At 67.6% G+C, this 13,450-nt stretch carries 11 protein-coding genes; 1 reads left to right on the forward strand and 10 read right to left on the reverse strand.

The features are described from left to right. Window position 1 precedes the first annotated feature (1 nt). The 10 genes from BKM74_RS11750 to BKM74_RS11795 all read right to left on the reverse strand — a co-directional run bounded on the left by BKM74_RS11750 (window position 2) and on the right by BKM74_RS11795 (window position 12,356). Window positions 2–1,138 carry an acyl-CoA dehydrogenase family protein gene (locus BKM74_RS11750; protein WP_086465918.1) on the reverse strand — a complete coding sequence of 379 codons (1,137 nt, stop codon included), beginning with the start codon at window positions 1,136–1,138 and terminating at the stop codon, window positions 2–4. Then, window positions 1,135–2,898 carry an acyl-CoA dehydrogenase family protein gene (locus BKM74_RS11755; RefSeq protein ID WP_086465919.1) on the reverse strand — a complete coding sequence of 588 codons (1,764 nt, stop codon included), beginning with the start codon at window positions 2,896–2,898 and terminating at the stop codon, window positions 1,135–1,137. The genes BKM74_RS11750 and BKM74_RS11755 overlap by 4 nt, the downstream gene beginning before the upstream one ends. Next, the gene (locus tag BKM74_RS11760; RefSeq protein ID WP_086465920.1) at window positions 2,895–4,841 is read right to left on the reverse strand and encodes a TRAP transporter permease; all 1,947 of its coding nucleotides are present in this window, start codon (window positions 4,839–4,841) and stop codon (window positions 2,895–2,897) included. The genes BKM74_RS11755 and BKM74_RS11760 overlap by 4 nt, the downstream gene beginning before the upstream one ends. 79 nt (window positions 4,842–4,920) lie before the next feature. Then, a complete protein-coding gene (locus tag BKM74_RS11765; protein ID WP_086465921.1) occupies window positions 4,921–6,093 on the reverse strand; it encodes a TAXI family TRAP transporter solute-binding subunit in 1,173 nt (390 codons plus the stop codon). A gap of 70 nt (window positions 6,094–6,163) precedes the next feature. Next, window positions 6,164–7,084: an SDR family NAD(P)-dependent oxidoreductase gene (locus BKM74_RS11770; RefSeq protein WP_217895470.1), complete on the reverse strand. Its 921-nt coding sequence runs from the start codon at window positions 7,082–7,084 to the stop codon at window positions 6,164–6,166. Between the two features lie 25 nt (window positions 7,085–7,109). Then, on the reverse strand, window positions 7,110–7,886 hold the full coding sequence (locus BKM74_RS11775) for an enoyl-CoA hydratase/isomerase family protein (protein ID WP_086465922.1): 777 nt from the start codon (window positions 7,884–7,886) through the stop codon (window positions 7,110–7,112). Further along, window positions 7,879–8,730 carry a MaoC/PaaZ C-terminal domain-containing protein gene (locus tag BKM74_RS11780; protein WP_086465923.1) on the reverse strand — a complete coding sequence of 284 codons (852 nt, stop codon included), beginning with the start codon at window positions 8,728–8,730 and terminating at the stop codon, window positions 7,879–7,881. Before BKM74_RS11780 ends, BKM74_RS11775 begins: the two co-directional genes overlap by 8 nt. Beyond that, window positions 8,720–10,822, reverse strand: a complete 2,103-nt coding sequence (locus tag BKM74_RS11785; protein ID WP_086465924.1) for an acetate--CoA ligase family protein — start codon at window positions 10,820–10,822, stop codon at window positions 8,720–8,722. The genes BKM74_RS11780 and BKM74_RS11785 overlap by 11 nt, the downstream gene beginning before the upstream one ends. Further along, window positions 10,819–11,973: a thiolase gene (locus BKM74_RS11790; protein WP_086465925.1), complete on the reverse strand. Its 1,155-nt coding sequence runs from the start codon at window positions 11,971–11,973 to the stop codon at window positions 10,819–10,821. Before BKM74_RS11790 ends, BKM74_RS11785 begins: the two co-directional genes overlap by 4 nt. Continuing rightward, complete coding sequence (locus BKM74_RS11795) at window positions 11,970–12,356, reverse strand: Zn-ribbon domain-containing OB-fold protein (protein ID WP_086465926.1); 387 nt, start codon at window positions 12,354–12,356, stop codon at window positions 11,970–11,972. The genes BKM74_RS11790 and BKM74_RS11795 overlap by 4 nt, the downstream gene beginning before the upstream one ends. 280 nt (window positions 12,357–12,636) lie before the next feature. On the opposite strand from BKM74_RS11795, the gene BKM74_RS11800 reads away from it, so the two are divergent. Then, a complete protein-coding gene (locus BKM74_RS11800; RefSeq protein WP_245825918.1) occupies window positions 12,637–13,449 on the forward strand; it encodes an IclR family transcriptional regulator in 813 nt (270 codons plus the stop codon). The last annotated feature ends 1 nt before the right edge of the window (window position 13,450 follow it).

Here is a 13,450-nt window from a genome sequence, read left to right on the forward strand (position 1 = left end):
GTCAGGCTCCTTCGCTCAGATCGCCGAAGCGGCGCCGGTGCCAGGCAGCATTGCCCAGCAGGGCCGCCAGCCGCACCGTGCGGTTCATATAGAGGCCGAGGTCATATTCGTCGGTGAAGCCGATGGCGCCGTGCAGCTGGATCGCCTGAGTGCCGATCAGCATCGCCGCCTGCCCGGCCCGCGCCTTGGCGCTGGAGGCGGCCAGCGACAGCGCCTTGCCGGTGGCGCCCTGCTCCGCCTTCTGGACGGCGGCGTCGGTGGCGTGGCGCGCCAGCTCCTGCTGGATGAACAGATCGACGGAGCGGTGCTGCAGCGCCTGGAAGCTGCCGATGGCGGCACCGAACTGCTGGCGGGTCTTCAGATACTCCAGCGTCATCTCCAGCGAGCGCTGCATCAACCCGCACAGCTCCGCGCATTGCGCCATGACCGCAAGATCCAGCGCTTCCCGCAGCGCCGCCGACGCCGCGGCGCCGGACAGCAGCACGGCATCCGCCGGCACCTTCACCTCCGACAGGCTGAGCCTGGCACTCGCCACACCGTCCGGCCCCGGTTCCAGCGTGCGGCCCGCCGCCAGCACCTTTGCCTCAACCAGTGCCAGCAGCGGCCCGTCAGCACCTTTCGCCAGCACCAGATAGGCATCCGCGAGGGCCGGCACGACGAAGCGGCACTGACCGGACAGCACGACATCCCCGCCCTGCGTACGGGCGGTAACTTCCGCCTTGTCCGGATCGAGAGAGCCGCCGGCCGGCTGCCAGGCCAGGGAGACCAGAAGGCCACCCGACAGCACGGCCGGCATCAGGCCCTGCTTCTGGGCCTGATTGGAGGATTGGGAGAGGAGATAGGGCGTCAGCAGCCCGGCCATGACGAAAGGCTCCGGCGCGCAGGCAGCCCCCAGCCGTTCGGCCACGGCAGCCGCTGCCGCCATGCCAAGGCCGAGGCCGCCCTCCGCCTCCGGCACCAGGATGGAGAGCCAGCCCTGTTCGCCCATGGCGCGCCAGAGGCTGCGGTCGAAATCCGGTGCAGCACCTCGAAGGTTGCGGATGCGCTTGCCGTCGAACGGCACCGTGCCGCTGACGGAATCGCGCAGCAGGCTGATCGTCTCGCTGTTGTCGCTGGTCATCTGGGTCACCGCATTCATATGTTTGTCCCGGCGATTGCCGCCGCCTCCTTCATCGCAACCGGCCGGTCGGACAGCAGCAGGCCGGCGATGCGTTCCTCCGCCGCCCCTGCCTGCAGCGCGAACGGATCCCCGGCCATAAGCTTGTGGTCCAGCACCAGCCGGGAGAGCAGCAGCCGGCGCGCATCGCCGCGCCGCGCATGCACACGCGACGCCTCCCAGGCCAGTGTCACGGCGCTGGCGACGTGATAGAGCGTGCTGGTGGCGCGCCGGGAGTCGGCCTCGTGCTCGTCGCGGGATGCAACCTCGCGGGCGAAGCCTATCACCTTGTCCACCAGCCCCTTCAGCCGGTCGCGATAGACATCGGGCACGCCATCCATCTCGCCGATGCGATGATGCAGATCGTCCGCCATGGCGCTTTCCGCCCCATGCCGACCGACGGCGCGGCGCAGCGCATCCAGCGCGATGATGTTGCCGGTGCCTTCCCAGATCGAGCCCAGATGCGCATCGCGCAGCAGCCGGGGGGTGACGAATTCCTCGACATAGCCGATGCCGCCGCGCATCTCCATGGCGTCGCCGCACATCTTGCGAGCATCGCGGGTGGAACGGTATTTAAGCACCGGTGTGAGGATGCGCAGCAGCGCCGCGGCTTCCTGGCTACCGCCCTGTTCCGCCCGGTCCAGCGCATCGGCGGTCACGAAACACAGCGACAGCGCCTGCTCCAGCGGCAGCATCAGCTTCAGCAATTGCCGGCGGGCCAGCGGATGCTCCGCGATCAGCTTGCCGAACACCACGCGGTTATGGGCAACGGTCATCGAATCATGCAGCGCCCGGCGCATCAGCGCGGTCGATTTCACGCCGTTGGACAGGCGCGACCAGTTCACCATCTCCGCCATCTGCACGAAGCCGCGGTCGAGCTGCCCGACATGATAGGCGACAGCACCCTCCAGCTTAATCTCGCCGGACGCCATGGAGCGGGTGCCCAGCTTGTCCTTCAGCCGCACGATCCGGTACTGGTTCGGACTGCCATCGTCGAGGAAGCGCGGCATCAGAAACAGGCCGACGCCGCGCGTGCCCGCGCCCGCCCCTTCCGGCCGCGCCAGCAGCATCGCCACCTTGGCGTCGGCGTTGGAGCAGAACCATTTGTCGCCGTAGAGCCGCCAGTGATCGCCCTCCGGCACGGCGCGGGTGGTCAGCTTGCCGACGTCGGAGCCGCCCTCCTTCTCCGTCATGAATTGCGAGCCCTGGGTCAGCCGCGTCATGTCGGTGGTGGTCAGCCCGTCCAGATAACGCGCCTTCAGCGCATCGCTGCCATAGCGGTCGAGCAGCATGGCCGCGCCATCGGTCACGTTGATCGGGCATCCCATGCCGAATTCGGACTGGTTGAACAGATAGGTGAAGGCGTGCTTCGCCGCCGCCGGATAACGGCCTTTCCAGCCGAGGATGCCGTCGCGGTGCGACATCGCATGGATGCCGTAACGGCCGAAGGCGGCCTCCTCAAGCTCCCGGTAGGCAGGGTGGTATTCGATGCTCTGTACATCGCGGCCGAAGCGGTCGCGCTGGTGCAGGATCGGCGTGTGCCGGTCGGCCAGCCGCCCGCATTCGTCCAGCCGCCCGCCGGCCTCCGCCCCCAGCGCCGTCAGATGCGGCTCGATATGGGCACGGATATCGGCGGGCAGATGGATGTCCAGCAGGTCGGACAGCGACGGATCGGCCGCATAGAAGTTCATGCCCGTCGTGTCCGGCGCGATGGCCCCGGTGGATGCGGTCTTGTCGCTCATCGGATCACCTTTCCTTCAGTCAGCCGCTTGCCGACCAGGGCCGCGATCCCGGCGGCGACCGCCAGCAGCAAGCCCATCAGGTCGGTCAAGCCTTCCGGCACGAACAGCATCAGCCCGCCAATGCCGAAGCCCAGACGCGCCCAGACCGGCAGCCGGCCCAGCCGCCACAGATAGCCTTCGAAGGCGGCGGACAGCAGGATGACCGCCATGGTCGCGGTCGCCGCCGACTGGATCACCAGCAGCGTGTCGCCCTTCAGGATAAGCGCCGGCTGCAGCACGAACAGCACCGGCAACAGCAGCAGTAGGCAGCCGATCCGCAGTGCCTTGAAACCGACCCTCATCGCATCGGCCTTGGCGATCGAGGCAGCGGCGATGGCGGCCAGCGCCACCGGCGGCGTGATGAAGGAGACCATGCCCCAGTAGAAAATGTAGAGATGCGCCGCCATCGGATCGATACCGACCTGCACCAGCGCCGGCGCCAGCACGATGGCGAGGAAGATGTAGCAGGCCGAGGCGGTCATCCCCATGCCGAGGACGAAGCTGGTCACCGCGCCCGCCGCCAGCAGCAGGGCCAGATTGCCGCCGGCATACTGCACCAGTTCGCGCGAGAAGGAATTGGCGACGCCGGTGATCGACATCGCGCCGATGATCAGGCCGATGCCGGCGATCAGGCAGACCAGCTGCGCCACCGCCTGCCCGGTATCGACGACAAGCTGGCAGAAGGCCCGGAAATCGAAGCCGATGGCCTTGCGGCGCAGAACCGCGACAGACAGCAGGAACAGCGAGATCCAGAATGGCGCCTCGCCCTCCATGCGCCACATCAGCAGCAGCAGGGTGAGGCCGACCAGGGCCATGATGTAGTACCAGCCCTCGACGAAGGTGGCGAACAGGCGCGGCACCTGGTCGCCCGTCATGCCGAGCAGACCCTTGCGCGCGGCATAGAGGTCAGTCTGCAGCATCAGCGCCAGATAGAACAGCACCGCCGGCAGGAAGGCGGCGGTCACCACCTCGGCATAGGGCACGTTCAGGAAGCTGGCCATGATGAAGGCGGCCGCCCCCATCACCGGCGGCATCAGGCAGCCGCCGGTCGAGGCACAAGCCTCGACGGCGCCGGCATAGACCGGGTCGTAACCGCTGCGCTTCATGGTCGGGATGGTCAGCGTGCCGGTGGTCAGAACGTTCGAGGTCGGGCTGCCCGACAGCATGCCGAACAGGCCGGACGACACGATGGCGACCTTGGCCGGGCCGCCGCGCGTGCGCCCCATCAGGGCAGAGGCGAAATTCATGAAGAAGCTGCTGCCGCCGGTATTCGCGAGCACCACGCCGAACACGATGAAGCCGATCAGCGTATCGGAGACCACCTGCATCGGGATGCCGATGATGCTCTCCAGCCCATAGACATGCTCGGTCACGGTCTGGGCAAGGTCGAGCTGCACGCCCCACAGGAATCCCGGCATGGATCCGGCATAGAGCGGATAGGCGGCGAAGACGATGCAGAAGGCGAACAGGATGAACTCGCCGGTGCGCCTGAGCGCCTCCAGCGCCAGCGCGACATAGAGGCCGGCAACCAGCGTGGCTTCCAGCGGTGCCTCCAGGTTCCAGCCCCGGTCGATGATCTGCTGCGCGCGGCTGGCGAGCCAGATCGAGCTGCCGAGCCAGGCCGCCGTCAGCAGCCAGTCGTACCAGCGCACCCTGGTCTCGCCCTTGCGCGCCGGGAAGGCGAGGAAGCCCAGCCCGCCGAACAGGCCGATGATGAGATAATAATAGCCGGTGCTGACCGGGCGGAATCCGCCCAGCCCCAGATTGAACATCTGGTTCACGGTAATGAACAGCGCCACCACCGTCATCGCGAAAGCCGCCCAGAAGGGAGCACCCGTCAGGCGCTTCGAGCGGGCCTCCGGATCGGCCGGGGAATCGACGGACCTGTCGGTCTCGGAACTCATGCTGGCTGCCCTGAAAAAAGAGGCCAGAAAAGGGGGAAGCCCGCCGGGAACCGTGAGATTCCCGGCGGGCCTCGGCGGATCAGAGCGACTTCAGAACATCCGCCCGGATCGGGTACCAGATCTTCTGCAACGCCTCCGGATCGGCGGACTTGGCGGCGGAATCCTTCGCCATCATCTCCAGCCAGGCCTTCTGCAGCTTGGCATGCCGGTTCAGCGTGGCGTCCTGCCAGGCCTGATGCTCCGGCTTCCAGATGCCGGCTTCCTTCAGATACTTGACGGCGCCGTCATGGAAGGCGGCATCCATCGGCGGCGTGCCGGCCTTGGCGGCCTCCCAGCGTGCCATGACGGGGCTGGCATCCTTGTAGCCGTCGAAAGTCTCGGCGACAGCCTTGGTCATGGCATAGACCTCGTCCACACCGGCATCGGCGGAGACGGTGATGATCGGATAGCGGTAGCCCATCATCCACACCGGGTTGTCCTTCGAGAGGCCGGCGCCGATGCTCTCCTGGAACGGCTCGACGAAGGGCACGGCCTTCTGCGCGCGCGCCCAGCCCTCCTTGTTCGAGGGGTCGAGCGCCACCCAGCCGATGCCGTTCGGGCTGGCCTCCAGCTCGCGCAGCGTTGCCGCCGCCGGGGCGACGCCGGCGCAATCGGCCTTGCCCTCGATCAGCCCCTTCATGGTCGCGCCGTAGCTGGGGAATTCCACCAGCTCGACATCGTCCCAGGTCAGGCCGGCGAAGGCCAGGATCGGCTCCACCTTGATATTGACCGAGCTGTTGGCGCGCGCGATGGCGAAGCGCTTGCCCTTCAGATCCTTCGGCTCCTTGATGCCGCTGACCTTGGTGGCGACGACCGAGAAGGCGTTGGTGCGGCCCATAAGGGTGCGCAGATTCTGCGGCCCCCAGTCCGCCGCGCAATATTCGTGCAGCCCCTCGACCGAGAAGAACAGCTCGTTCGCCAGCCAGCCATAGGAGGCGCGGCCATCGGTCAGCGGCTTCACGCGGCCGATCGCGCTGCCCGAGGGCTGCAACCGGACACGGGTGCCGTATTTCTTGCCGAAGGCGTCGGCGACAGCGGACGCCTCGACATAGCCGGTGGAGCCGACATCGTAGGTGCTCCAGATCATCGTCGAACCGAGGTTCGGCAAGGCGGTCTGGGCGCTGGCGGCGCGGATGATGGCGGGAGCGCCCAGCATGCCGGCGGCGGCGAGGCCGGCGGTGCCCTTCAGATAGGTACGGCGGGTGATACGCATCTTAGTTTCCTCCTCAGTTGGTGACGACCGCGTTGCTTGCGGTTTCTCGTCGGTGGTTGTGAAGCCCGGCTCAGACCGGGTCCCAGGAAAACACGTCGGGGCTGCGGTCGAGCGGCAGCAGCGAGGCCTTCAGCGCCGGCATGCCGTGCTCGGCGATCAGGTCCGGCGTCCAGCCCTCGGACCGGTGGACGGAACGGATCGGCCGGCTCTGGCTCATCAGGAAAATCTCGTTCATGCGGGCGGCGAAGACCTGCCCCGACACATGCGACGCCGCATCGGAGGCGAGATAGACCGCCAGCGGCGCGTTCTTGTCCGGCGTCATCTGCTGCAGCTTGGCGACGCGGGCCTTCTGCTCCGGCGTGTCCGCCGGGATCGAGCTGGTCATGCGGCTCCAGGCGAAGGGCGCGATGCAGTTGGAGCGCACATTGTAGCGCGCCATGTCCAGCGCGATGGACTTCGACAGCGCGGTGATGCCCAGCTTCGCCGCCGAATAATTCGCCTGGCCGAAATTGCCGACGAGACCCGAGGTGCTGGTCATGTGGACGTAAGAGCCGCTCTCCTGCTTGCGGAAATGCTCCGCCGCCGCCCGGCTGATGAAGAAGCTACCATTCAGATGCACGTTGATGACCGCCAGCCAGTCCTCCGGCGACATCTTGTGGAAGATCACGTCGCGCAGGATGCCGGCATTGTTCACCACGATGTCGATGCGCCCGAAGGCATCCAGCGCGGCCTCGACGCTGCGCTTGGCCGAGGCCCATTCGGACACGCTCTCGGTGCTGATGGCGGCCCGGCCGCCGCGCTGCTCGATGATCTGCTTGGTCTGCTCGGCCGGTGAGCCGGAGCCACCCTCGCCGGTCAGCGAGACGCCGATATCGTTGATCAGGATGTCGGCCCCGGCGGTCGCCATGGCGACGGCGATCTCGCGGCCGATGCCGCCACCCGCCCCGGTCACCAGCGCCACCTTGCCGGCCAGCATGTTGGAAGTCTGCATGGTCTTTTCCTCGTTCTCTCTTCGCTCAGCGGCCGGCAAAGCGCGGCGCGCGTTTCTCCAGGAAGGCATTACGGCCTTCCGCATGATCCTCGGTGGTCATCAGGGCGGCCTGGGCCTCGCGCTCCCAGTCGAGCGCCTCGTCCAGCCCACGCCACAGATATTGCCGGGTCAGCTGCTGCGGCAGCGGCGCGGCGGCGGCCAGCAGCCGGGCGCGCTCCAGCGCCGCTTCCAGCACGCCGCCATCGGGGGCGAGCCGGTCCACCAGTCCGGTGGCCAGCGCTTCCCTGGCCTCCATCGCCTCGCCATAGAGCAGCATCTGCCGCGCCCGGCCCTCACCGATGCGGCGCGGCAGCGTGTGCAAAAGGCCGAGATCGGCAATCAGCCCGACCTTGCCGAAGGGGGCCGAGAATTTCGCCCCCTCGCCCGCCACCACGCTGTCACAGAGCAGCGCCAGCGACAGGCCGGCGCCGGCGGCCCAGCCCTCCACGGCGGCGATGCTGGGCTTGGAACAGCGCACCAGCAGCCGCACCATCTCGTGCGTCATGCGGAAGCGCTCCCGCCCATCGGCAAGGCTGCCGGAACCCTGGCCGGCGATATCGCCGCCGGCACAGAAATGCCCGCCCGTGCCGGTCAGCACCAGGGCGCGCACATCCGCATCGCCGTCCAGCCGGCGCAGCGCCTCGGTCAGCTTCAGCCGCATCTCCAGCGACAGCGCGTTGCGCCGGGCCGGATTGTCGAGCGTCAGGATGGCGATGTCGCCGTCGCGGCTCTCGCGCAGCACTTGTGCCTGTTGCTCAGCCATGAATCACCGCCTTGCCGTTGTTCACAACCACCACATCGCGTTCCAGCAGACGGGCGCGGAAAGCACCGTCGCGCCAGATTTCCGTGCGGATCGTCTCGCCCGGATAGACCGGTGACGAAAAGCGCAGGTCGAGCGATTTCAGCGCCGTCGAATCATACTCCGCCAGCGCGCGGATCAGCGCGTGGGTGACAACGCCCAGCGTGCACAGCCCGTGCAGGATCGGCCGGGGAAAGCCGGCCTTGGCCGCCACGGACGGGCTGGCATGCAGCGGGTTGTCGTCGCCGTTCAGCCGGTAATACAGCGCCTGCTCCGGCCGGGTGGTCAGATCGACCACCATATCCGGCTCGCCTTCCGGCACCGGATGCGGCGGCTTCACCGGCCCGGATGGGCCGCCGAAGCCGCCATCGCCGCGCAGGAAGGTGGTGGAGCGGGTGGTGGCATAGAGCGTGCCGTCGGCCCCGCACACCTGCTTCTCGGAATACAGCAGCGCGCCCTTGCCCTCGCCCTTATCGACAATGCCGGTGACACGGGTGGTGCCGATTATCTCGCCCTCGACCGGCAGCGGCCTGTGGATCTCAATGCCCTGCTCGCCATGCACGACACGCACCGCATCGACGCCGGTCTCATGGTTGCGCAGCCAGAAGCCCGGATGACCCAGCACCACCGCCATCGACGGCATCGCCTTCAGGGCGCGGTGATGATCGACGAAATCGAGCTGGCGCTCGTCCATCGGGTCCATGCCCAGGCCGATGGACAACGCATAGAACACGCTGTCGCGCCTGGTCAGGGTCTGGCGGACTTCCGGGATCGGGAAGTTCAGCAGCTTCTCATAGTCAATGGCCATCGCCGCCCCCGATTTCGATCACCGCATCGACGGCATAGGCGCCCTCGCCCTCCGGCATGACGATCACCGGGTTGAGATCGACCGATTGCAGGCTCTCGCCGGCCTGATGCGCCACGACCGACAGGCGGGACAGCATTTCCGCCAGCGCCTTCACATCGGCCTTGGGCCGGCCGCGCGCGCCCTGCAGCAGGGAGAGACCCTTCAGCGAGCCGATCATCTCCTCCGCGACATCGACCCCAAACGGGCAGCGGCGGAAGGCGACATCCTTCACGATCTCGACGAACACGCCGCCGAGGCCGACCATCGCCACCGGCCCGAACACCGGGTCGCGGTGGATGCCGAGAATGCATTCAACGCCGCCCTTCAGCTGCTTCGCCACCAGCACGCCCTCGATACGGGCCTTCGGCGCATGCTGCTTCGCGCGCTCGATCAGCGTGGCGAAGCCGGTCTTCACGGCGGCCTCGTCACCCACGTCCAGCAGCACGCCGCCGATCTCCGTCTTGTGCAGAATGTCCGGCGAGACGATCTTCAGCACCACCGGATAGCCGAAACCGGCGGCCGCCTTCGCGGCCTCCTCCGGCGAGGTGCAGACCTGCTCCGGCGCTGCCTTGATGCCGGCCTGGCCGAGCAGGCGCTTGGCCTCCGCCTCGGTCGGCGTGGCGTCGGGAAGTGCTATGGCCGGCACGGCGGGCGGCTGCTGCCCCGGCTTGCGCGCGAAGGCCTTGCCGAACCGGCCCATCGCGTCGATGGCGACGACAGCGCGGGTCGGGTCCTCGAACACGCTGAAGCCGTCGCCCTCATATTCCGCGATGCGGTCGCGCCCGGCGACGATGGACAGCACATAGAGCCTGTCGGGGTGCTTGTCCTTCAGCAGGCGCAGCTGTTCGCGCAGGCGCGGCGACAGGGTCGGCGAGCCCGCCGTATAGGTCAGGAATCCCAGGATCGAGCTGTAGCCGCCCTCGGTCACCACCGCGTCGGCGAACTGACCCATCAGCGACAGATCGTTCAGCACCTGCGCGGTGCAATCGACCGGGTTGCGCGGCGCCGCATAGGGCAGGATCGCCTTCAGCCGCTTCTGCGATTCCTCCGGCATTTCCGGCATGGCGAGGCCCAGCTCCTCCGCCGCGTCGGAGACGACGACGCCGGCCCCGCCGCTGACGGTGATGACACCCAGCGTGTTGTTCACCGGGTAGATGCGCCGCGTCGCCAGCTGCGCGATATCCAGCATCTGGTCGGTGGTGTGCGCCTGCACCGCGCCGAATTCCGCCAGCACAGCGCTGGTCACCGTGTCGTCGCCGGCGATCGAGGCGGTGTGCGACTTCGCCGCAGCACCACCCAGCGCGCTGCGCCCAACCTTCATGACAACGACCGGCTTGCGCGCCTGGCGCGCCGCTTCCAGCGCCGCCACGAAGCTGTCACCGCGGTTGATGCCCTCGGCATAGACGGCGATCACGTCGATGCCGTCATCGATCACCATATGGCCGATGGCATCGCCCAGCGTCACATCGCCTTCATTGCCGGTCATCACGCCGGCGGCGATACCGAGACCGCGCGCCCGCATGACGCTGACCAGATGGCCGCAATAGGCGCCCGACTGGCTGGCGATGCCGATGCGCCCGACCGGCGGCATGCCGCCGTCGAACACCGAGGTGAAGCTGCCGTAGAAGCTGCTGCGCAGATCGAACAGGCCCAGCGTATTCGGCCCCAGCACGCGCATACCATGCTTGCCGGCGGCGGCGATCATGCGGTCCTGTTCGGCGGCGCCATCCTCGTCCATCTCGGCAAAGCCGGAGCTGAACACGATGGCGCCCGCCGTGCCGCGCGCGGCCAGGGCCTCGATGGTCTCCGTCACCAGCTTGGCCGGCACGGCGACGATGGCGACGTCCGGCACTTCCGGCAGATCGGCGACCGAGGCATAGGCGGTCAGCCCCTGCACCTCCGGCCGGTTCGGATTGACCGGCAGGATGGTGCCCTTGTAACCGCCCGCCAGCATGGAGGCGATGGGCCGCCCGCCGATCCGGCTGGCATCGCCGGACGCCCCGATGATGGCGACCGAGCGCGGCGCGAACAGGCGCGACAGCCGGTCGCTCACAGTGCCGCCTCCGATCCCAGCAGCGCCGTCACCTGGCTGGACAGCACGCCGCCATTGCCGTGGCAGATCGCGACATCGCAGGTGTCGAGCTGGCGTTCGCCGGCCTGGCCCCGGATCTGCGTCACCGCCTCCAGGATCAGGAACAACCCGTACATGCCGGGATGCACGCAGGACAGGCCGCCGCCGCTGGTGTTCACCGCCAGCGAGCCGCCGGGGGCGATATTGCCGTCCTGCACGAAGCGGCCGCCCTCGCCCTTCGGACAGAATCCGAGATCTTCCAGGAACAGCAGGGTGGTGATGGTGAAGGCGTCATAGAGCATGACGAGGTCGCAGTCGGACGGCTTCAGCCCCGCCATCTCGAAGGCGCGCGGGCCGCTTTCGGCAGCCACCGTGCGCGTCAGATCGGCCATCTGGGTGATCGAGCGGTGCGAATGCGCGCCGCCGACGCCCAGCACATAGGCCGGCTTGTGCTTCATGTCCTTCGCCCGGTCGGCACGGACCATGACGCAGGCCGCGCCGCCATCGGTGACCAGGCAGCAATCGCGCGTGGTCAGCGGGTCGCTGATCATGCGGGCGTTCAGCACATCCTCGCGGGTCAGCGGGCCGCGCGCGAAGGCGCTGGGGTTCTTGTTCGCCCATTGCCGCGCAGAGACGGCGATATCGGCCAGCATCTCCCGCGTGGTGCCGTATTCATGCATGTGGCGCTGCGCCGCCAGCGCATAGGCGGTCACCGGATGGCGCGGCTTGAACGGCGCTTCGTGCCATTGCGGCTCGCTCATCGACACCAGCCGGCCGCCGGCCGTGCGCTGGTTGGAGCCGTAGCAGATCAGTACCGCGTTGCAGATGCCGGCCTCAAGGGCCAGCGCCGCCTGCAGCAGATGCATCTCGAAGGACGAGCCGCCGATATTGGTGCCGTCGAAGAAGGCCGGCTTGATGCCGAGATATTCCGCCACCGACAGGGTCGGGAAGGCGTGCGTGCTGGTCGCCGCGCACAGCCCATCGATATCCTTCAGTTCCAGCCCGGCATCCTTCACCGCGGCGATCGCCGCCTCGCCCAGCAGCTCGATGGCGCTGCGGCCGGGTGCTTCGCCCCAGCCGACCCCGCCAACGCCGACGATGGCCGTGCGGCCGCGCACATTCATGTTGCTCATGCCGCAGCTCCCTTTTCCGCGAGGTCGAACAGGATGACCTTCTCGCCCTCCAGCTCCGCGATACGGGCCTTCACCCGTGTGCCGATGGGGGCGGTTTCCACCCCCTCGATGCGGGTCATCAGGCGCGGCCCCTCGTCGAGCTGCACCAGCGCAATGTTGAAGCTGCTGTCACGGCCGCGGTTCACGGTGATGGAATAGATTGTGCCGAGGCCCGACGCCTCGACCCATTCCAGATCCATCGCGCCGCTGCCCGGTGCGGCGACGCGCGGATAGAACACATGCTCGCCGGTGGAGGCGCTGCGCTGGATCATGAAGCGGCCCTCGTCCAGGAAGGCGCGGTACTGCGCTTCGGGGCCGGGGCCTTGGCTCTGTGTGGGGATCATGCGTTTCCTCTGTCTCGCTTGGCGTCGCAATAAACGGGACGGCGCCGGCTGGCGCGAGAGCGAGGAACGGGCGGATTCCAAAATCGAAAGGCATTCCAGTTTTTCGAATGCCGTCGCTGATTTCGCCGGAAACATCCTTTCGGGAAAAATTCCGAAAAGCCGCACAAAATCAGACTATATCATTGGAATACCGCTATTTTATCCTCCCGCATCGCGCCTGTGGCGTCTCGTTGGGAAGCCATGGTACATTCTGTATTCAGAATTGCAATCGGAGTGTTGAATGGCAGACACGATTGAAAAGCATATGGGGGAAAAGCATAAGGATGTCGGCGCCGTCGTGCATGCGCTGCGCATCCTGCAGCATCTGGCCGACGCGCCGGGGCCGCTGGGCGTCGCCGCCGTGGCGCGCGCGACCGGCATCAGCCCCAGCACCTGCTTCAGCATCCTTCGCACCATGGCGCGGGCGCGCTTCGTCAGCTTCCACGAGACCGACAAGACCTACACGCTGGGGCTGGCGGTGGCGGAGCTGGCGACTGGGCTGATCGGCACCAGCTATCTGGACCTGATCCGGCCGGAGATCGAGCGGCTGGCGCTGAACCACAACATGCTGATCGCGCTGTGGCGCGTCACCGAGGACGGCCATATCGTCGTCATCGACCGGGCTTATGGCGAGCATGTGGTGCGCGTCGATATGCGGGTCGGATCGCGCCTGCCCTTCCTGATCGGCGCGGTCGGGCGCTGCGTCGCGGCGCATCTGCACCTGCCCCCGGCGGAGCTGCGGCGGCGCTTCACCACGCTGCGCTGGCAGAACCCGCCCAGCTACGAGCAGTATGAATCGGAAGTGGCCGAGGCCGGCCAGCGCGGCTGGACCAAGGATGTCGGGCATCTCTATCGCGGCATCACCACGGTGGCGAGCGCGGTGGCCGATCAGGCCGGCTCGCCGCGCTTCGGCATCAGCGGCATCGCCATCCAGGGCCAGCAGACACCGGAACAGATCGACCGGCTGGGCGAGGAACTGCGCGACGTCGCCGCCTATCTCGGCCGCGCCCTGTTCGCGCAACGCCAGCCGGTCGCGATCGCCGCCGCCTCTTAAC

The sequence above is a fragment of the Oceanibaculum nanhaiense genome, from assembly GCF_002148795.1.
Taxonomy (GTDB): Bacteria; Pseudomonadota; Alphaproteobacteria; order Oceanibaculales; family Oceanibaculaceae; genus Oceanibaculum; species Oceanibaculum nanhaiense.

Coding starts and splice junctions, on each gene's coding strand:
- BKM74_RS11750 (WP_086465918.1), bottom strand. CDS start 1,138: ATGAATGCGGTGACCCAGATGACCAGCGACAACAGCGAGACGATCAGC.
- BKM74_RS11755 (WP_086465919.1), bottom strand. CDS start 2,898: ATGAGCGACAAGACCGCATCCACCGGGGCCATCGCGCCGGACACGACG.
- BKM74_RS11760 (WP_086465920.1), bottom strand. CDS start 4,841: ATGAGTTCCGAGACCGACAGGTCCGTCGATTCCCCGGCCGATCCGGAG.
- BKM74_RS11765 (WP_086465921.1), bottom strand. CDS start 6,093: ATGCGTATCACCCGCCGTACCTATCTGAAGGGCACCGCCGGCCTCGCC.
- BKM74_RS11770 (WP_217895470.1), bottom strand. CDS start 7,084: ATGCAGACTTCCAACATGCTGGCCGGCAAGGTGGCGCTGGTGACCGGG.
- BKM74_RS11775 (WP_086465922.1), bottom strand. CDS start 7,886: ATGGCTGAGCAACAGGCACAAGTGCTGCGCGAGAGCCGCGACGGCGAC.
- BKM74_RS11780 (WP_086465923.1), bottom strand. CDS start 8,730: ATGGCCATTGACTATGAGAAGCTGCTGAACTTCCCGATCCCGGAAGTC.
- BKM74_RS11790 (WP_086465925.1), bottom strand. CDS start 11,973: ATGAGCAACATGAATGTGCGCGGCCGCACGGCCATCGTCGGCGTTGGC.
- BKM74_RS11795 (WP_086465926.1), bottom strand. CDS start 12,356: ATGATCCCCACACAGAGCCAAGGCCCCGGCCCCGAAGCGCAGTACCGC.
- BKM74_RS11800 (WP_245825918.1), top strand. CDS start 12,637: ATGGCAGACACGATTGAAAAGCATATGGGGGAAAAGCATAAGGATGTC.